The 17992-nt window shown below is 71.6% G+C and carries 19 protein-coding genes; 17 read left to right on the forward strand and 2 right to left on the reverse strand.

Features of this window, described 5'->3' with window-relative positions; genetic code table 11:
- Both B0E53_RS18915 and B0E53_RS18920 read left to right on the forward strand, forming a co-directional pair.
- On the forward strand, nucleotides 1-735 hold a 735-nt coding region (locus tag B0E53_RS18915; protein WP_146167704.1), incomplete at its 5' end, for an MFS transporter.
- A gap of 33 nt (nucleotides 736-768) precedes the next feature.
- Nucleotides 769-1620: a menaquinone biosynthesis protein gene (locus B0E53_RS18920; protein WP_107077283.1), complete on the forward strand. Its 852-nt coding sequence runs from the start codon at nucleotides 769-771 to the stop codon at nucleotides 1618-1620.
- A gap of 69 nt (nucleotides 1621-1689) precedes the next feature.
- On the opposite strand, the gene B0E53_RS18925 is transcribed toward B0E53_RS18920, so the two are convergent.
- Entirely contained in the window at nucleotides 1690-2628 is a 939-nt protein-coding gene (locus B0E53_RS18925) for a hypothetical protein (RefSeq protein WP_107077284.1), read from the reverse strand.
- Nucleotides 2628-3584: a hypothetical protein gene (locus B0E53_RS18930; protein ID WP_107077285.1), complete on the reverse strand. Its 957-nt coding sequence runs from the start codon at nucleotides 3582-3584 to the stop codon at nucleotides 2628-2630. The genes B0E53_RS18925 and B0E53_RS18930 overlap by 1 nt, the downstream gene beginning before the upstream one ends.
- 370 nt (nucleotides 3585-3954) lie before the next feature.
- Here B0E53_RS18930 and paaA point away from each other — a divergent pair, with 370 nt between their 5' ends.
- The 15 genes from paaA to nuoE all read left to right on the forward strand — a co-directional run.
- Nucleotides 3955-5019 (forward strand): 1,2-phenylacetyl-CoA epoxidase subunit PaaA, encoded by a 1065-nt coding sequence (paaA, locus tag B0E53_RS18935; RefSeq protein ID WP_107077286.1) that lies wholly within the window; start codon nucleotides 3955-3957, stop codon nucleotides 5017-5019.
- Nucleotides 5016-5303, forward strand: coding sequence for a 1,2-phenylacetyl-CoA epoxidase subunit PaaB (gene paaB / locus B0E53_RS18940; RefSeq protein ID WP_091261268.1), 288 nt, complete (start codon nucleotides 5016-5018; stop codon nucleotides 5301-5303). Before paaA ends, paaB begins: the two co-directional genes overlap by 4 nt.
- Nucleotides 5300-6025, forward strand: a complete 726-nt coding sequence (gene paaC / locus B0E53_RS18945; RefSeq protein WP_107077287.1) for a 1,2-phenylacetyl-CoA epoxidase subunit PaaC — start codon at nucleotides 5300-5302, stop codon at nucleotides 6023-6025. Before paaB ends, paaC begins: the two co-directional genes overlap by 4 nt.
- Nucleotides 6022-6501, forward strand: a complete 480-nt coding sequence (gene paaD, locus B0E53_RS18950) for a 1,2-phenylacetyl-CoA epoxidase subunit PaaD (RefSeq protein WP_107077288.1) — start codon at nucleotides 6022-6024, stop codon at nucleotides 6499-6501. The genes paaC and paaD overlap by 4 nt, the downstream gene beginning before the upstream one ends.
- Nucleotides 6498-7607 carry a 1,2-phenylacetyl-CoA epoxidase subunit PaaE gene (gene paaE / locus B0E53_RS18955; protein ID WP_107077289.1) on the forward strand — a complete coding sequence of 370 codons (1110 nt, stop codon included), beginning with the start codon at nucleotides 6498-6500 and terminating at the stop codon, nucleotides 7605-7607. The genes paaD and paaE overlap by 4 nt, the downstream gene beginning before the upstream one ends.
- 211 nt (nucleotides 7608-7818) lie before the next feature.
- A complete protein-coding gene (locus B0E53_RS18960; protein WP_107077290.1) occupies nucleotides 7819-9633 on the forward strand; it encodes an FG-GAP-like repeat-containing protein in 1815 nt (604 codons plus the stop codon).
- 149 nt (nucleotides 9634-9782) lie between these two features.
- Nucleotides 9783-10973: a cyclic dehypoxanthinyl futalosine synthase gene (gene mqnC, locus B0E53_RS18965; RefSeq protein WP_107077291.1), complete on the forward strand. Its 1191-nt coding sequence runs from the start codon at nucleotides 9783-9785 to the stop codon at nucleotides 10971-10973.
- A gap of 471 nt (nucleotides 10974-11444) precedes the next feature.
- Nucleotides 11445-12155, forward strand: coding sequence for a demethylmenaquinone methyltransferase (locus B0E53_RS18970; protein WP_107077292.1), 711 nt, complete (start codon nucleotides 11445-11447; stop codon nucleotides 12153-12155).
- 73 nt (nucleotides 12156-12228) lie between these two features.
- Nucleotides 12229-12447: a hypothetical protein gene (locus B0E53_RS18975; protein WP_107077293.1), complete on the forward strand. Its 219-nt coding sequence runs from the start codon at nucleotides 12229-12231 to the stop codon at nucleotides 12445-12447.
- A 134-nt stretch (nucleotides 12448-12581) separates the two neighbouring features.
- Complete coding sequence (locus B0E53_RS18980; RefSeq protein ID WP_107077294.1) at nucleotides 12582-13856, forward strand: geranylgeranyl reductase family protein; 1275 nt, start codon at nucleotides 12582-12584, stop codon at nucleotides 13854-13856.
- A gap of 132 nt (nucleotides 13857-13988) precedes the next feature.
- Nucleotides 13989-14354 carry an NADH-quinone oxidoreductase subunit A gene (locus B0E53_RS18985; protein ID WP_073834101.1) on the forward strand — a complete coding sequence of 122 codons (366 nt, stop codon included), beginning with the start codon at nucleotides 13989-13991 and terminating at the stop codon, nucleotides 14352-14354.
- Between the two features lie 14 nt (nucleotides 14355-14368).
- Entirely contained in the window at nucleotides 14369-15046 is a 678-nt protein-coding gene (locus B0E53_RS18990; protein ID WP_107077295.1) for an NADH-quinone oxidoreductase subunit B, read from the forward strand.
- A gap of 55 nt (nucleotides 15047-15101) precedes the next feature.
- Nucleotides 15102-15839: an NADH-quinone oxidoreductase subunit C gene (locus B0E53_RS18995; protein WP_107077296.1), complete on the forward strand. Its 738-nt coding sequence runs from the start codon at nucleotides 15102-15104 to the stop codon at nucleotides 15837-15839.
- Entirely contained in the window at nucleotides 15836-17161 is a 1326-nt protein-coding gene (locus tag B0E53_RS19000) for an NADH-quinone oxidoreductase subunit D (RefSeq protein ID WP_107077297.1), read from the forward strand. The genes B0E53_RS18995 and B0E53_RS19000 overlap by 4 nt, the downstream gene beginning before the upstream one ends.
- A partial coding sequence (gene nuoE, locus B0E53_RS19005; protein WP_210406136.1) for an NADH-quinone oxidoreductase subunit NuoE occupies nucleotides 17158-17992 on the forward strand: 835 nt, incomplete at its 3' end. The genes B0E53_RS19000 and nuoE, both read left to right, overlap by 4 nt.

The following is a 17992-nucleotide window of genomic DNA, read 5'->3' on the forward strand; positions in this document are numbered from 1 at the left end:
GGCCTGCTCATCCGCACCCGGCGGGGTGGCCGGCGGCCCACCGCCCCGGCCGCCGGGGCGGCGGCCGCGCCGCCCGCCTGGCGGTTCCGCAGCGATCCGCTGCTGCTGGTGATGGTGGGCAGCCTCGCCGCGGTGGTCGCCGCGGTCGGCGCCATCAACGTCATCGAGGTCTTCTTCATCCGGGAGACCCTGCACAGCTCCACCACGGTCTACGGCCTGGTCACCGGCGCCTGGACGCTGGGCATCGTGCTCGGCGGCTGGCTCTTCGCCCGGCTCGCCCGCCGGCTCACCGACGACGGCGCGCTGCTCGGGGCCGGGCTGGTCCTGCTCGGCGGCTGCTGCCTGGCGGTGCTGGCCTCGGCGGCGGTGCCGGCGGCCTGGCTGCTCGTGCCGATCTGGCTGGCCGGCGGGGTGGGCAACGGCGGCGACAACGTCTTCAACAACCTGCTGCTGGCGCGGCGGGTGCCGGAGGTGGCCCGGGGCCGGGCCTTCGCGATCTTCGGGGCGGCCGTGCAGGGCGCCGGGATGGGCGGCTACCTGATCGGCGGCCTGCTGCTGGAGGTGGCCGCGCCCCGGCCGCTGGTCGCCGGCTGCGGGGTGGCCGGGGTGTTGGTGGTCGTGGCGGCGGCCTGGCCGGTCCGCCGCGCGGTACGCGCCGAGCGCTCCGCCCGGCCCGCCACCGGGACCGGGCAGGAGCGGTGTGCGGAGTTGGCCACTCCGACCCCCTCCCGCTGAGCCGGCCCGACCGGCCGGGGATACGGTCGGGTCATGGCCGACCGAATCGCCCGCCCCCGGGTGGGGCACATCCAGTTCCTCAACTGCCTGCCGATCTACTGGGGGCTGATGCGGTCCGGCGCGCTGATCGACGTCGACCTGCACAAGGACTCGCCGGACCGGCTGAACGCCGCGCTGGTCGCCGGCGACCTGGACATCGGCCCCATCTCCCAGGTGGAGTACCTGCGGCACGCCGACGAGCTGCTGCTCCTGCCGGACCTGGCGGTCGGCAGCGACGGCCCGGTGCTCTCGGTCAACGTGGTGTCCACCCGGCCCCTCACCGAGCTGGACGGCGCCCGGGTGGCGCTCGGCTCCACCTCGCGTACCGGGGTGCTGCTGGCCCAGCTCCTGCTCGCGGAGCGGTACGGGGTCCGCCCCGACTACTTCCGCTGCCCGCCGGACCTCACGCAGATGCTGCTGGAGGCCGACGCCGGGGTGGTGATCGGTGACGTGGCGCTGCGCGCGCTCTACGAGGCGCCCCGCAGGGGCCTGGCGGTGACCGACCTCGGCCAGGCCTGGCGCGAGTGGACCGGGCTGCCGATGGTCTTCGCCGTCTGGGCGGTCCGCCGCGACTTCGCCGCCGCCCACCCCGGCCTGGCCAAGGAGGTGCACGAGGCGTTCCTGCGCTCGCGCGACCTGTGCCTGGCCGAGCTGGACCAGGTGGCCGAGGCCGCGGCCCGCTGGGAGGCGTTCGACGCGGCGACCCTGGCGACCTACTTCCGTACCCTCGACTTCTCTCTGGGCGAGCGGCAGGTGGCCGGGCTGCGCGAGTTCGCCCGGCGCGCCGCGGCGATCGGCGAGGCCCCTGCCCTGCCCGAGGGCGGGCCGGAGTTTTTCCAGGGCTGACGCCCTCCCACGACGAAGCGGCGGTGCCCCGGCGGACCGGGACACCGCCGCTTCGCGCGGCGGGTGGGATCAGATGGCGTCGCGGAGCAGCGCCTCGGTGATCTTCTCGCAGTTGTCCATGCCGTAGTCGTAACCCATGCCGATCGGGTAGCGGACCATCACGCCCATCGTCCAGGTGTCGCCGATCGCCAGGCAGTTGATGTGCATCTCCTGCTCCTTCTGCCGGTCGATCCAGCCGTTCTTGATGGCGATGGTCTTCTGCACCTCGGCCGGGAACGCCTTGCGGATGCCGAAGTCGCCCACCCCGCGGACCAGCCGCATCTCGTTGAGCAGCCACTTGGTCCACTTCGGGCCGGCCGCGCGGCCGTCGTCGATGCAGCGGCCGAGCCGGGCGGTGTCCCGGGGGGACAGCTCGGTCCGGCTCCAGCCGCCGTCACTGGCCACCTTGCTGTCGGTCAGGTCGCACATCTGGATCAGCCGCTTGATCGAGGCGGACCGGCCGACGCTGTTGTAGAACTGCTCGGCCCGGGTGTTGTCGCTGTCCCGGATGATCTGCGTGGCGTCGTCCAGCTTCGCCTCGCTCGGCGTCTGCCCGGCGTCGGCCGTCCGCCGCAGGTAGTCGGCCACGATCCACGACTTGATCATCGAGGCGGTGGTGCTGGTCTCGCCCATGTTCTTCGAGCCGATGATCTCGCCGGTGCGCTTGTCCAGCACGCTCCAGGAGTACCAGCCCTTGATGTTCAGGTCGCTGAGGTCCTGGGCGACGAACGGCAGCGGCTCCAGCGACGGTGACGGTTTCGGTGACGGCGCGGGGCGGGCGTTGCGATCGGTGGGCGTGCCCGCGGACCGGGTGCCCGCCGCGGGCGAATGCGCGCCGGCCGTGGGGCGGAGCGGAGAGCCGGGCACGAACCTGAGCGAGACGAGCACCAGGCCGACCAGGATCACGGCGACGGCGCTGTACGCCAGCGTGCGGTGGTCGCTGCCGGGTCGGCGCCGGCTGCCCGCCATCAGAGCTTCCCGACCGGCTGCTGCGGCACCTTGAGGGCGGCGCCCGGCTGCGGGGTCACCAGCTGGGTGGCGACGCTGGCGCAGACCTTCGCGCCGTACGAGGGGGTCTTCGTGTCGCCGGCGCCGGGATAACGCATCATCACGGCCAGGGTCCAGTCGTCGGTCACCGCGAGGCAGTTGACGTGCCACTGGCCGTCGGCCCAGAGCATCGTGAAGCCGTTCTTGATGCTGACCGGCCCCTGCGACGTGATCGAGGCGGGCAGGCCGTCGACGATCCCCCAGTGACCGCCCTGGACGGCCTCGGACTTCTGGTCCTTGACGCCGCCGCGCACGTTGGCCATCTCGTTGAGCACCCACTTCGTCCACTTCGGTCCGGCGGCGGTGCCGTCGCCGATGCAGTCGCCCATCCGCACCGCGTCGCGCGGCGACATCTGGGTGTACGCCCACTTGGCCCGGGTGGGTTCAATCTTCGTGTCGGTCAGCTTGCACATCTTGATCAGCCGGGTCAGCACCGGCTTGCGCCCGCCGGCGTTGTAGAGCGCCTCGGCCGAGAGGTCGTTGCTGTCCCGGATCGCGGTGACCGCCTGCTTCTTCCGCTCCGCGCTGAGTGGCTTGCCGTCCAGTTGGCGCAGGTAGTCGGAGACGATCCACGCCTTGATCATCGACTCGGTCGAGTTGGTCGACGCCATGTTCGGCGCGCCGCTGATCTTGCCGGTCTTCCGGTCCATCAGCGCCCAGGAGAAGAACTTGCCGTTGAAGTTCACCGAGACCGGGCCCGCGGCCAGCGTGGGCTCCGGGGGCGTGGTCGGTGCGGGCGTGGGGACCTGTGCCACGCCGCCGCCGATGCCGCCGAGGCCTTCGCCGCCGGAGAGCTTGGCGTACGCGGCGGGGACCAGCATGCCGCCGCCGATGAGGACCGCCACGATGGCGAGCACCATGGTCACGCGAGGTCGCATGAGTGGGTGAACTCCAGATTGTCTGGCCGGGGGGACCGGCGCTTCCGAATGCTTTTCGGCCTGATCGCCGAGGCCGGGGGAGATGGCCTGGAGCCGGTGGCGATCGTCGGTAGCCGATCGGTGTGCCGGGCGAAGTCTACTTCCGGACAGGCCGGATGCCAGATCCCGACGCCCGGCAACTCGCCGTGAAGGCGGGACATTGGACCGTTATGACGCCCTTGTGAGGATTCATCTTCGCCGGGTGGTCGACGTCACAGGTTTGGGCAGGTCAGGCGTCGTTACGGGAAGCGGTCGCCCGGTGACCCAAGGTGGGTGCGGAAACCTGTTACACCCTCTGGTGTCATCGGGGCCGAGCTGTAACACTGGCCTCATGTATGGCAACGACTTCGCCCCGCCCGAGGACGGCCCGGGCGGCGGCCTGCTCGGCGAGGTGGAGGCGGCGGAGGCCGCGCTGCGCGAGGCGGCGGCGCGTGCCCGGCGCGGCGGGCCGGCGCCGGACGAGGACTTCGCGGCGTACTTCGCGGACGTGATCGACGCCGACCAGAAGATCGAGCCGCGGGACTGGATGCCGGAGGCGTACCGGAAGACGCTGATCCGCCAGATCGCCCAGCACGCGCACTCCGAGATCATCGGCATGCAGCCGGAGGGCAACTGGATCAGCCGGGCCCCCTCGCTCAAGCGCAAGGCGATCCTGCTGGCGAAGGTGCAGGACGAGGCCGGCCACGGCCTCTACCTCTACGCCGCCGCGGAGACCCTCGGCGTCAGCCGGGACGAGCTGGTCGAGCTGCTGATCGAGGGCCGGCAGAAGTACAGCTCGATCTTCAACTACCCGACCCTGACCTGGGCCGACGTGGGCGCGATCGGCTGGCTGGTGGACGGCGCCGCGATCGTCAACCAGGTGCCGCTGTGCCGCTGCTCCTACGGCCCCTACGCCCGCGCCATGATCCGGGTCTGCAAGGAGGAGTCGTTCCACCAGCGCCAGGGCTACGAGATCCTGCACACGCTGGCCCACGGCACCCCGGAGCAGAAGGCGATGGCTCAGGACGCGGTGGACCGCTGGTGGTACCCGTCACTGGCCATGTTCGGCCCGCCGGACGGCGACTCGACGCACAGCGCCCAGTCGATGTCCTGGAAGATCAAGCGCTTCTCCAACGACGAGCTGCGCCAGCGCTTCGTCGACATGTGCGTGCAGCAGGCGGAGATCCTCGGTCTCACCATCCCCGACCCCGACCTGCGCTGGAACGAGCAGCGACAGGCCTACGACTACACCCAGCCCGACTACGACGAGCTGATGCGGGTGATCAAGGGCGACGGGCCGTGCAACCGGCAGCGGATGGAGCACCGGCGCCGGGCCCACGCCGAGGGCGCCTGGGTGCGGGAGGCCGCCGCGGCGTACGCGGCGAAGCGGAACAGCAAGGAGAAGGTGGCGGCATGAGCACGGACCATTCGCCTCTCTGGGAGGTCTTCGTGCGGGCGCGGCGCGGCCTGTCGCACACCCACGTGGGCAGCCTGCACGCCCCCGACGCCGAGCTGGCCCTGCGCAACGCCCGGGACCTCTACACCCGGCGTCAGGAGGGCGTCTCGATCTGGGTGGTGCCGGCGAGCGCGATCACCGCGTCCAGCCCGGACGAGAAGGACGCCTTCTTCGACCCGGCCGCCGACAAGGTCTACCGCCACCCCACCTTCTACGAGGTGCCGGACGGGGTGGCCCACCTGTGAGCACCCCGTTCGACTTCACCCTCGCACTCGGCGACGACGCGCTGATCGCGTCACAGCGGCTCGGCGAGTGGACCTCCCGTGCGCCGGAGATGGAGGAGGACATCGCGCTGGCCAACATCGCCCTCGACCAGCTCGGTGCCGCCCGCCTGCTGCTCACGTACGCGGGTGAGCTGGAGGGCGCCGGCCGGGACGAGGACGCGCTGGCCTACCTGCGCGGCGACCGGGAGTTCCGCAACTGCCTCCTGGTCGAGCTGCCCAACGGCGACTTCGGCATGACCATGGCGAAGCTGTTCCTCCTGGCCGCCTACCAGCTTCCGCTCTATACCGCGCTGAGCGGGTGCGGCGACGAGCGGCTGGCCGCGATCGGGGCGAAGGCGCGCAAGGAGTCCGCGTACCACCTGGACCACGCCTCGCTCTGGGTGAAGCGGCTCGGCGACGGCACCGACGAGTCGCACCGGCGCATGCAGGACGCGCTCGACCAGGTGTGGCCGTACACCCACGAGCTGTTCACCGCGGACCCGGCGGCGCCGGTCGACCCGGCCACCCTGCGGGCCGACTTCGACGCCGTCGTGTCGGCGGTGCTCGACGAGGCGACGCTGACCCGGCCGGCCGACGGCTGGGCGCCGGGCGGCGGCCGGGACGGCGTCCACACCGAACACCTCTCCTACCTGCTCGCCGAGATGCAGGTGCTGCACCGCGCCCACCCCGGAGCGCGCTGGTGACCGATCCCAGGGCGGCCGTGGCGGCGGTGGTGGACCCGGAGATCCGGGTCATCACCATCGACGAGCTGGGCATCCTGCGGTCGGTCGACCAGGATCCGGCCACCGGCCGGGTCGTCGTCACCATCACCCCCACCTACACCGGCTGCCCGGCCATGGACGTGATCCGGACGGACATCCGCCGCGCGCTCACCGCCGCCGGCCATTCGGACGCCGAGGTCCGCACGGTGTACGCCCCGGCGTGGAGCACCGACTGGATCTCGGAGCGCGGCCGCGCCAAGCTGGCCGCCGCCGGCATCGCCCCACCCGCGCCGGCCGCGCGGGGCGGCGGCGTCGTCCCGCTGACCCTGGCCGTCCGCTGCCCGCGCTGCGGCTCACCGGAGACCGAGCAGGTCAGCCGGTTCGGCTCCACCGCGTGCAAGGCCCTGTGGCGTTGCCGCTCCTGCTCCGAACCCTTCGACCACCTGAAGGCGCTGTGACTGTCACCATCACCCGACCGGTCCGCCGCCGGCCGGTCTTCCACCCGCTGCACGTCGCCGCCGTCGACCGGCTCACCGACGATTCCGTGGCGATCACCTTCGCCGTACCCGAGGAGCTGCGGGAGACGTTCGCGTTCTCCGCCGGGCAGCACCTCACGGTCCGGCGGGTCGGGGCGGACGGCGCGGAGGTGCGGCGGTCGTACTCGATCTGCTCCACCCCCGACGAGCTGGCCCGGCACGGCCGGCTGCGGATCGGGGTGCGGGAGGTTCCCGGCGGGGCCTTCTCCGCGTACGCCTGCGGCGCCCTGCGCGGCGGCGACACCGTCGAGGTGCTGCCCCCGCTCGGCCACTTCACCTCGGCCTTCGCCCCGGACCGGGTCCGGCACTACGGCGCGGTGGTCGCCGGCTCCGGCATCACCCCGGTGCTCTCGCTGGTCGCGACCGCGCTCTCCGTCGAGCCGGCCAGCACCTTCACCCTGGTGTACGGCAACCGCACGGCGAACACCGTGATGTTCGCCGAGGAACTGGCCGACCTGAAGGACCGGTGGCCGACCCGGCTGCACCTCGTGCACGTGCTCTCCCGGGAGATGGGCGAGTCGGCGCTGCTCTCCGGGCGCATCGACGCCGACCGGCTGGCCCGGCTGCTCGACACCGTCGTCCCCGGCGAGGTGATCGAGGAGTGGTTCCTCTGCGGCCCGTACGGGATGGTGGTGGACGCCAAGGCGGTGCTGGCCGACCGCGGCGCGCCCGAGGCGACGGTGCACACCGAGCTGTTCCACGTCGACGCCCCGCCGGAGCCGGTCCGCCGCCCGGCCGACCAGCCCGGCACCGGCGCCGAGGTGACGATCGTGCTGGACGGGCGCTCGTCGAGCTTCACGATGGGCCGCGACGAGCGGGTGCTGGACGCCGCGCTCAAGGTCCGCGGCGAGCTGCCGTACGCCTGCAAGGGTGGGGTCTGCTCGACCTGCCGGGCCAAGGTGGTCTCCGGCGAGGTGTCCATGGCCCGCAACTACGCCCTGGAGCCGGACGAGGTGGCTGCCGGCTACGTCCTGACCTGCCAGTCCAGCCCGGTCACCGACAAACTCACGGTCGACTACGACGCGTGACCGATCGACCGCCCGCTCGCACGGGACAGCGCACCGGGAGTCGATCAACTATATTGCCATCCGTCATCGCCTGACACCGGAGCGTTGCGGCTTTCCGCGCGTCCGGCGAGAAGATTCGTGCGTCGCGTCCGGTCCACCGGGCACGGCGTTCAGCATTGGACGGGGCAGTGGATTGAATCGACAGGCATGGTGGAGGCAAAGCCGACCGGCGATGCTCGCCGGTGTGGTGATCCTGGCTGGGGCAGGGCTGGTCACCGGTGCGCCGGCCCGGGCGGTCAGCGGCGGCACGCCGGTCACCGACCAGGTGTTCGGCTTCGTGGCCCGGGTGGCCTTCGGCGACGTGCGCGGCTGCAGCGGGGCCCTCGTGGCACCGCAGTGGGTGATCACGGCCAAGTCGTGCTTGAGTGACGCCGGTGCGCCCGTGGTCACCGGGGTGCCGGCCCTGCCGACCACGGTAACCGTGGGCCGGCTGGACCTGACCACGGATGCCGGTCACGTACGCCGCGTCAACCGGGTGGTGCCGCATCCGGACCGCAACATCGCGCTGGTGCGCCTCGCCGTACCGGCGGTCGGGGTCACGCCCGTCGCGCTCGGCGCCACTGCGCCGACCCCGGGCGATACGTTCCAGGCACTGGGCTTTGGCCGGACGGCCACCGAGTGGGTGCCGGACAAGCTGCACGGGGTCGCCGTTTCCGCGGCCGCCGTGACGGCGACCGGGCTCGACATCACCAGCCAGGACAGCGCCGGTCCGACGACCTGCAAGGGAGACGCCGGCGGGCCCACCGTCCGGGTGGTCGGCGGTAGCCCGGAACTGGTCGCCGTGCACGACACCTCCTGGCAGGGCGGCTGCCTGGCCGAGACGGAGACCCGTCGGAACGCGTTCGAGACGCGCACCGACGACCTGGTCGCCTGGATCCGGCAGAACAGCGTCTCTAACTGCAACGCGGGCGGCGGAACCGCCGGGCTGGGCGACCAGGCGAGCGTGGTGCTGCTGGGCGACTTCACCGGCGACTGCCGTACTGACGTGCTCGCGCAGCTGTCCGACGGCCGGCTGCGGGCCTATCGGTCGAGCGGTGACCTGTCCGGCACCGCCCCGCTCTTCCCGGCGCCGTACCCGTATGTCGGCACGAGCTGGACGGCGGCCAACCGTCCGCGGGTGCTCATCGGCGACTTCACCGGTGACGGCAGGACGGACATCATCGGGGGGATCTCCGACGGCACGCTCACCGCCTGGGCGTCGACGGGAGACGTGTCCGCCGACTACAAGCTCTTCGCGGGGGCCACCGCCAAGGTAGGTACGGGCTTCACCACCGCGTCCCTTCCGCGGCTCATCCCGGGGGACTTCGACGGCGACGGGAAGACGGATCTGCTCGGACAGTTGCTCGACGGGACGCTGCGGGTGTGGACCTCCACGGGCGACATCTCGGCCGACGCCCGGCTCTTCGCCGGCCCGGCCCGCACCGTCGGCACCGGCTTCACGACGACGGCCGTGCCGCGGATCCTGTCCGGGGACTTCAACGGCGACGGCCGCACGGACCTGATCGCTCAGTACCCGGACGGCACGATGAAGGCCTACCCGTCGAGCGGGGACCTGTCCGCCGACAACCGGATCTTCCCGCCGACGGACCAGGCGAAGGTGGTCGGCACGGGCTGGAGGAGCAGTTCCTTCCCGCGTATCCTGCCCGCCGACGTGGACGGCGACGGCACCACCGACCTGGTGGGTCAGCTGGCCGACGGTCGGCTGCGGGCGTACCGGTCGAGCGGCGACCTGACCGGAAGCGCCCTCACCTTCTCACCGCCCTACCCGTACGTGGGTACGAGCTGGACCACGACGAGCCGCCCCCGGATTCTGGTTGGCGACTTCTCCGGAGACGGTCGGACCGACCTCGTCGGGCAGAACGCGGACGGGACGATGCTCGGCTTCCGGTCTACCGGTGACCTGACCGCCGACTACAACCTCTACGTCACGAGCCAGTCGAACATCGGCACCGGCTGGACCTCCGCCAGCATTCCGCGCATTTTCTGACCTCGATTCGCCGATGCGCGTCCGGCCCACCTACAGCAAGGTGGGGCCGGACGTTCTTCCCGTGACCCCGGCCACCCCGTACGCGGCGCTGAGCGCCGACTGGGGTGGCTGCCGTGAGCCGCCGAGCGGGCCGACGTACCCTCGGAGACGTGACGGTGAGCCGGGAGATCGACGACATCCTGCAGCGCGGCGCGGACGGCGGGCGGATCACGCCCGAGGAGGCCCTGCTGCTCTACACCGAGGCGCCCTTCCACGCGCTGGGCGAGGCGGCGGACGCGGTGCGCCGGCGGCGCTACCCGGACAACATCGTCACGTACCTGATCGACCGCAACATCAACTACACGAACGTCTGCGTGACGGCGTGCAAGTTCTGCGCGTTCTACCGGGCCCCCAAGCACAAGGAGGGCTGGACCCACCCGACCGAGGAGATCCTGCGCCGCTGCGGCGAGGCGGTCGAGCTGGGCGCCACCCAGGTCATGCTCCAGGGCGGCCACCACCCGGACTACGGCGTGGAGTACTACGAGGAGTTGTTCTCCTCGGTCAAGACGGCGTACCCGCAGCTCGCCATCCACTCGATCGGCCCGAGCGAGATCCTGCACATGGCCAAGGTCTCCGGGGTGAGCCTGGACGAGGCGATCGCCCGGATCAAGGCGGCCGGGCTGGACTCGATCGCCGGCGCCGGCGCCGAGATGCTGCCGGACCGGCCGCGCCGGGCGATCGCGCCGCTCAAGGAGTCCGGCGCGCGCTGGCTGGAGGTCATGGAGCTGGCGCACCGGCAGGGCCTGGAGTCGACCGCGACCATGATGATGGGCACCGGCGAGACCCACGCCGAGCGGATCGAGCACCTGCGGATGATCCGCGACGTGCAGGACCGCACCGGCGGCTTCCGCGCGTTCATCCCCTGGACGTACCAGCCGGAGAACAACCACCTGAAGGGCCGCACCCAGGCGACCGCGCTGGAATACCTGCGGCTCATCGCGGTGGCCCGGCTCTTCTTCGAGACGGTGCCGCACCTGCAGGCGTCCTGGCTGACCACGGGCAAGGATGTCGGCCAGCTCGCCCTGCACATGGGGGTGGACGACCTCGGCTCGATCATGCTGGAGGAGAACGTCATCTCCTCGGCCGGCGCCCGGCACCGCTCGAACCTGCACGAGCTGATCGGCATGATCCGCACCGCCGACCGGATCCCCGCCCAGCGGGACACGCTCTACAACCGGCTCGCGGTGCACCGGACCCCGGCCGACGACCCGAGCGACGACCGGGTGGTCTCGCACTTCTCCTCGATCGCCCTGCCGGGCGGCGGGGCCGGGAAGTCGCTCCCGCTGGTCGAGGTCAACTGACCCCGGTTCCATCGACCGAACGGTCAGCTCGCGGCCGTCGCGGGGCCGGTTCTCCCTGTCCGTTCCCGTGAAGCTGCCCCGTGGGGCCTGGCGGGCCCGGCTCGTGGGCCGCTAACGTGCCGGCTCGTCGCCGTCGATCCGGGCCACCGGGTCGCCGGCCTGCGAGATAACAGGACGGCGGCGACCAGCGCGACCTGCACCCGCGCGACGACGGCGGCGGCTACGCTCACGTCGTCCGCCTGACGGTCGTCCTCCATCGGCCCGCGAGGGCCGTTCACATAACGCACGGCAGCAGGGGCGGGATGGGTTCACCATCCCGCCCCTGCTGTCTGCGTTCCGCTGAGGACGGTGGAATTCATCGACGGGGTTCCGGCGCGGGCCGGAGGACTGACCGACCTGGACGGCGCCGGGCGCCCCGCCTTCCGCGTACCCGGCAGGAGTCGGGCGCGGGCCGGCTGGCAGAGTGGAGGCGTGAGCCGTACCCCGCAGGGCCAGCGCGCCAGCCTGGACAAGCAGCCGCACGAGGTCGCCGCGATGTTCGACGGCGTGGCCGCCCGCTACGACCTGACCAACACGGTGCTCTCCTTCGGGCAGGACCGGTTCTGGCGGCGGGCCACCCGGGAGGCGCTCGGGCTGCGCCCCGGCGAGCGGGTGCTGGACGTGGGCGCCGGCACGGGCGTCTCGACCGAGGAGCTGGCCCACTCCGGGGCGTACGCGGTGGGCGCCGACCTGTCGCTCGGCATGCTGCACGCCGGCAAGCGCACCCGCCCGCGCGTGCCGCTGCTGGCCGGGGACGCGCTGCGGCTGCCCTTCGCCGACGCCAGCTTCGACGCGGTCACCATCTCCTTCGCGCTGCGCAACGTCAACGACACCGACGCGGCGCTGCGCGAGCTGGCCCGGGTCACCCGGCCGGGCGGCCGGCTGGTGGTGTGCGAGTTCAGCACCCCGGTCAACCCGGCGTTCCGCACGGTCTACCTGTCGTACCTGATGCGGTCGCTGCCGGCCGTGGCGCGCACGGTGTCGAGCAACCCCGACGCCTACGTCTACCTCGCCGAGTCGATCCGGGCCTGGCCGGACCAGCCGGCGCTGGCCGCGCGGATCGGTGCGGCCGGCTGGGGCCGGGTGGCCTGGCGCAACCTGACCGGCGGCGTGGTCGCGCTGCACCGCGCGATCCGGGACTGACGCGCGGCCGGCGTAAACCGCCCTTTTCGTGAATATCCGCTTTAGGTCTACTTTGTCCCGTAGGCTCGCCCCCATGACGGGACCAGACCAGGCGGCCACCGACGACGACGCCGCGGAACTCATCGCGCAGCTGCGGGAGCTGGCCGGCGCGGACCCCGGCGATGTCCGTCAGGTGGTCGCCGAGGTGCTGGCCGCGCTCGACCGGGCCGCCGGCGGCGCGCTGCGCGAGCACCTGCCGGAGGCGATCCGGCTCGACGCCGGCCTGGGACCGGCCGCTTCCGCGCGCTCCTGACCGCCGGAGGGACGCATACCGGCCCGTTTCCGCGAAGTTAGGCCCCCCTCAGCGCATACAGGTGTAACGCCGGTCATAGACTCCAACCGGATCGGCTTGTGAAGCATTTCACGAGCATGCGGGAGGAGGCGCGGATGGCCGCGGTGGAGAACGACGCCGACGTCATCGTCGTGGGCGCCGGTCCCGGAGGATCGGCGACGGCGTACCACCTGGCGCGGCACGGCGTACGCGTGCTGCTGCTGGAGAAGACCGAATTTCCCCGGGAGAAGGTCTGCGGCGACGGGCTCACCCCCCGGGCCGTGCGGCAGCTCATCCGGATGGGCGTGGACACCTCGCCCGAGGCCGGCTGGCTCCACAACAAGGGCCTCCGGGTGATCGGCGGCGGGGTACGCCTGGAACTCGACTGGCCCGACCTGGCCAGCTTCCCCAACTACGGCCTGGTCCGAACCCGGCTCGACTTCGACGACCTGCTCGCCCAGCGGGCCGTCGCCGCCGGGGCGAAGCTGCGCACCAGCGTCAACGTGCTGGGTCCGGTGCTCGGCGCCGACGACCGGGTGATCGGCGTGCAGGGCGAGGTGGGCCCGGACAAGGAGCCGGTCACCTTCCACGCGCCGCTGGTGGTCGCCGCGGACGGCGTCTCCGGCCGCTTCCCGCTCGCTCTCGGCCTGGCCAAGCGCGAGGATCGGCCGATCGGCGTGGCGGTCCGCCGCTACTACCGCTCGCCCGCCAAGCACGACGACGACTACCTGGAGTCCTGGCTGGAGCTGCGGGCCAAGGGCAGCGACGCGCTGCTGCCCGGCTACGGCTGGATCTTCGGCCTCGGTGACGGCCGGGTGAACGTCGGCCTGGGCGTGCTCAACTCCTCCTCGGCCTTCGGCAAGACGAACTACCGCAAGCTGCTCACCGACTGGCTGGCCAACACCCCCGAGGACTGGGGGATGACCGACGAGACCAACGCGGAGGGGCCGATCCTCGGCGCCGCGCTGCCGATGGGCTTCAACCGGGTGCCGCACTACACCCGCGGCGTCCTGCTGGTCGGCGACTCCGGCGGCATGGTCAACCCGTTCAACGGCGAGGGCATCGCGTACGCGATGGAGTCCGGCGAGCTGGCCGCCGAGGTCGCGGTGCAGGCGCTCGCCCGGCCGGCCGGCGCGGAGCGCGAGCGGGCGCTGATGGCGTACCCGCAGGAGCTGAAGGCCCGCTTCGGCGGCTACTACCGGCTCGGCGGCATCTTCGTGAAGCTCATCGGCCGGCCCGAGGTGATGCGGATGGCCACCAAGCACGGCATGCCCCACCCGATGCTGATGCGCTTCGTGCTCAAGCTGCTGGCCAACCTCACCGACCCCCGGGGCGGTGACGCGATGGACCGCGTCATCAACGCGATGACGAGGGTGGCGCCCGCCGTCTAGACCACCGGTCCGTCGGTCACGGCGTCCCGGGACCGACAAAGATCGACCCCCGCCGGCCGAGGTCACGAGGGACGTGAATAGTGTGATTTTCGCCAACCACCGAGGTCAGGGAAGGACGAGCAGGAGACAACGATGACGCTCTCTCCTTACGCACCGATCATCGGGCTGTTCGCCCTCGCCGCGGGGTTCGCGCTGTTCTCCGTGGCCGCCGCCCGATTCGCCGGCCCCCGGCGTCTGAACAAGGCCAAGCTCGAGGCGTACGAGTGCGGCATCGAACCGAGCCCGCAGCCGGTCGGCGGCGGCCGGTTCCCGATCAAGTTCTACCTGACGGCGATGCTCTTCATCGTCTTCGACATCGAGATCATCTTCCTCTACCCCTGGGCCGTCTCCTTCGACGCCCTGCCGATCTTCGGCTTCGTGGAGATGGTCCTGTTCATCGTCGCGGTCTTCGTCGCCTACGCCTACGTCTGGCGGCGCGGCGGCCTGGACTGGGACTGAGGGAGGTACGTCAGATGGGCATCGAGGAGAAGCTCCCGGCCGGCGTCCTGCTCACCTCCGTGGAGAAGCTGGTCAACTGGTCGCGGAAGTCGTCCGTCTGGGGCGCCACCTTCGGCCTGGCCTGCTGTGCCATCGAGATGATGGCCGCCGGGGGTCCGCACTACGACATGGGCCGCTGGGGCATGGAGGTCTTCCGGGCCTCGCCGCGGCAGGCGGACCTCATGATCGTGGCCGGCCGGGTGAGCCAGAAGATGGCCCCGGTGCTGCGGCAGATCTACGACCAGATGGCCGAGCCCCGCTGGGTCATCTCGATGGGCGTCTGCGCCAGCAGCGGCGGCATGTTCAACAACTACGCCATCGTGCAGGGCGTCGACCACATCGTGCCGGTCGACATGTACCTCCCGGGCTGCCCGCCCCGGCCCGAGATGCTCATCGACGCGGTGCTCAAGCTCCGCGAGAAGATCATGTACGAGCCGCTGGGCCCGAACGGCCGCAAGATGCTGGAGGCCCGCAAGGCGCGCGGTGACGTGCCCGTCGTGCCCTACGGCTCGATGCCGTCGTCGTACCGCAACGACAAGGCCCGGCGCGCCGAGTGGACGAAGGCGGTCCGCGAGGGGCGCGAGGAGCAGTTGCGGATCGAGAACTGGATGAAGGCGCAGAACCACCTCCAGTCGCAGGGGGGCCCCAAGTGAGCGCGAGGAGTGCAGCGGAGCGGAGCCCCGCAGTCGCGAACGGAGGGCAGGCGCAGTGACGGCACCGAACGACAAGAACAACGACGGCGGCGTGCCGGTACCGACCACCCCGGCCGGCGCCAGCAGCACCGCCCCGGCGGAGTACCCGCCGGCCAGCCCGGCCGGGCGCGGCATGTTCGGCAACCAGGGCACCGGCGATGTCTCCGGCTTCGGCGGCCTGGTCCGCCAGCGCAAGCCGATCGAGGAGGCCGCCCGGCCGTACGGGGGCTACTTCGACGAGGTCCGCGACGCGCTGGAGGAGGCGTACCCCCACTTCGGCGACGCGATCGAGAAGGTCGTGGTCGACCGGGGCGAGCTGACCCTGCACGTCCGCCCGGAGCGGATCGCCGAGGTCTGCCAGGTGATGCGCGACGACCTGGCGCTCCGCTTCGAGCTCTGCTCCTCGGTGTCCGGCGTGGACTACCTGGGCGCGGACGGGCGCCGGCTGCACGTGGTCTACCAGCTCACCTCGATGACCTACCGGCGCCGGGTCCGGCTGGAGGCCGCAGTCTCCGCCGAGGACCCGCACCTGCCGAGCGTCACCGCCGTCTACCCGACCGCCGACTGGCAGGAGCGGGAGACGTACGACATGTTCGGCATCGTCTTCGACGGCCACCCCAACCTGACCCGGATCCTCATGCCGGACGACTGGGAGGGGCACCCGCAGCGCAAGGACTACCCGCTCGGCGGCATCCCCGTCGAGTACAAGGGTGCGGAAATCCCGCCGCCGGACCGTAGGAGGTCCTACCAGTGACCACGTCGAACTACGCGACCGAGCGCGAGACGACCGAGGGCAAGGTCTTCACCGTCACCGGTGGGGACTGGGACCAGGTCGTCTCCGGCACGGACCCGATCAACGACGAGCGGATCGTCGTCAACATGGGTCCGCAGCACCCGTCCACGCACGGCGTGCTCCGGCTGATCCTGGAGCTGGAGGGCGAGACGGTCCGCGAGGCCCGCTCCGTCGTCGGCTACCTGCACACCGGCATCGAGAAGAACCTCGAATACCGCAACTGGGTGCAGGGCTCGACCTTCGTGACCCGGATGGACTACCTCTCCCCGCTGTTCAACGAGACGGCGTACGCGCTCGCGGTGGAGAAGCTGCTCGGCATCACCGACGAGGTGACCGAGCGGGCCACCACCATCCGGGTGCTGATGATGGAGCTCAACCGGATCTCGTCGCACCTGGTCTGGCTGGCCACCACCGGCATGGAGCTGGGCGCGATCAACATGATGTTGTACGGCTTCCGCGAGCGGGAGTACATCCTCGACATCTTCGAGACCATCACCGGCCTGCGCATGAACCACGCGTACGTGCGGCCGGGCGGCGTCGCGCAGGACGTGCCGGACGAGGCGATCGTCAAGATCCGCGACTTCCTCAAGCTGATGCCGAAGAAGCTCAAGGAGTACGAGGACCTTCTCTCCGGCCAGCCGATCTGGATCGAGCGGACGAAGCACGTGGCGGTCCTCGACGTGACCGCCTGCCTCGCGCTCGGGGTGACCGGTCCGGTGCTGCGCTCCGCCGGTCTCGCCTGGGACCTGCGCAAGACCATGCCGTACTGCGGTTACGAGACGTACGAGTTCGACGTGCCGACGCACACCGACGGCGACGTCTGGGGCCGCTACCTGGTCCGGCTGGCCGAGATCCGGGAGTCGCTGAAGCTGGTCGAGCAGGCCCTCGACCGGCTCAAGCCGGGCCCGGTGATGGTGGCCGACCGCAAGATCGCCTGGCCGGCGCAGCTCGCCATCGGCGTCGACGGCATGGGCAACTCGCTGGAGCACGTCGCCAAGATCATGGGTCAGTCGATGGAGTCGCTGATCCACCACTTCAAGCTCGTCACCGAGGGCTTTCGGGTCCCGCCGGGCCAGGTGTACGTCGCCGTCGAGTCGCCCCGCGGCGAACTGGGCGTGCACGCGGTCTCGGACGGTGGCACCCGGCCCTACCGGGTGCACTACCGGGAGCCGAGCTTCGTCAACCTCCAGGCCCTCCCGGCGATGGCCGAGGGCGGCCTGATCGCCGACGTGATCGCCGGTGGCGCCTCGCTGGACCCCGTGATGGGTGGTTGTGACCGATGACGACTTTCACCGAAGAGACCCGGGAGCGGGCACGGGAGATCATCGCCCGGTACCCGGCGGACCGGTCCCGCTCGGCCCTGCTGCCGCTGCTGCACCTGGTGCAGTCCGAGGAGGGGTACGTCTCCCCGGCCGGGGTCGAGTTCTGCGCCGAGGTGCTCGGCCTGAACAAGGCCCAGGTCGGCGCGGTCGCCACCTTCTACACCATGTACAAGCGCAAGCCGACCGGTGACTACCTGGTCAGCGTCTGCACCAACACCATGTGCAACGTGCTCGGCGGCCAGGAGGTCTACGACACCCTCGCCGAGCACCTGGGCGTCGGCCACGACGAGACCACCGCGGACGGGAAGATCACCCTGGAGCACGCCGAGTGCCTGGCGGCGTGCGACTACGGCCCGGTCATGACGGTCAACTACGACTTCTTCGACAACGTCGACCCGCAGGGCGCGCTCGGCGTGGTGGAGGAGCTGCGGGCCGGGGGCCGGCCGATGCCGACCCGGGGCGCCCGGCTCTGCACCCTCAAGGAGATGGCCGTCCAGCTCGCCGGTTTCGCCGACGAGCGGGACGGCGCGGTGGCCGACGGCGGGCCCGGCGAGCCGACCCTGCGCGGCCTGCGCCTGGCCGAGCAGCACGGCATCTCGGTGCCGGGCTTCGACCCGAACACCCCGATCCGCAGCAAGGCCGAGGCCGACAAGGCCGCCGCCGAGGCGAAGGCGAAGGCAGACGCCGCCAAGCCGGCGCCGGCCCAGGCCGCCGCCGCTCCGGTCAAGGGTGGCGACGGGGCGTCCGCCCCGACCGGGCCGGCCGGCGTCGCCGAGCCGGCGAAGCCGGAGG

Origin of the sequence: Micromonospora sp. MH33 (assembly GCF_003013775.1) — a bacterium.
In the GTDB taxonomy this organism is placed as follows: Bacteria; Actinomycetota; Actinomycetes; order Mycobacteriales; family Micromonosporaceae; genus Micromonospora; species Micromonospora fulviviridis.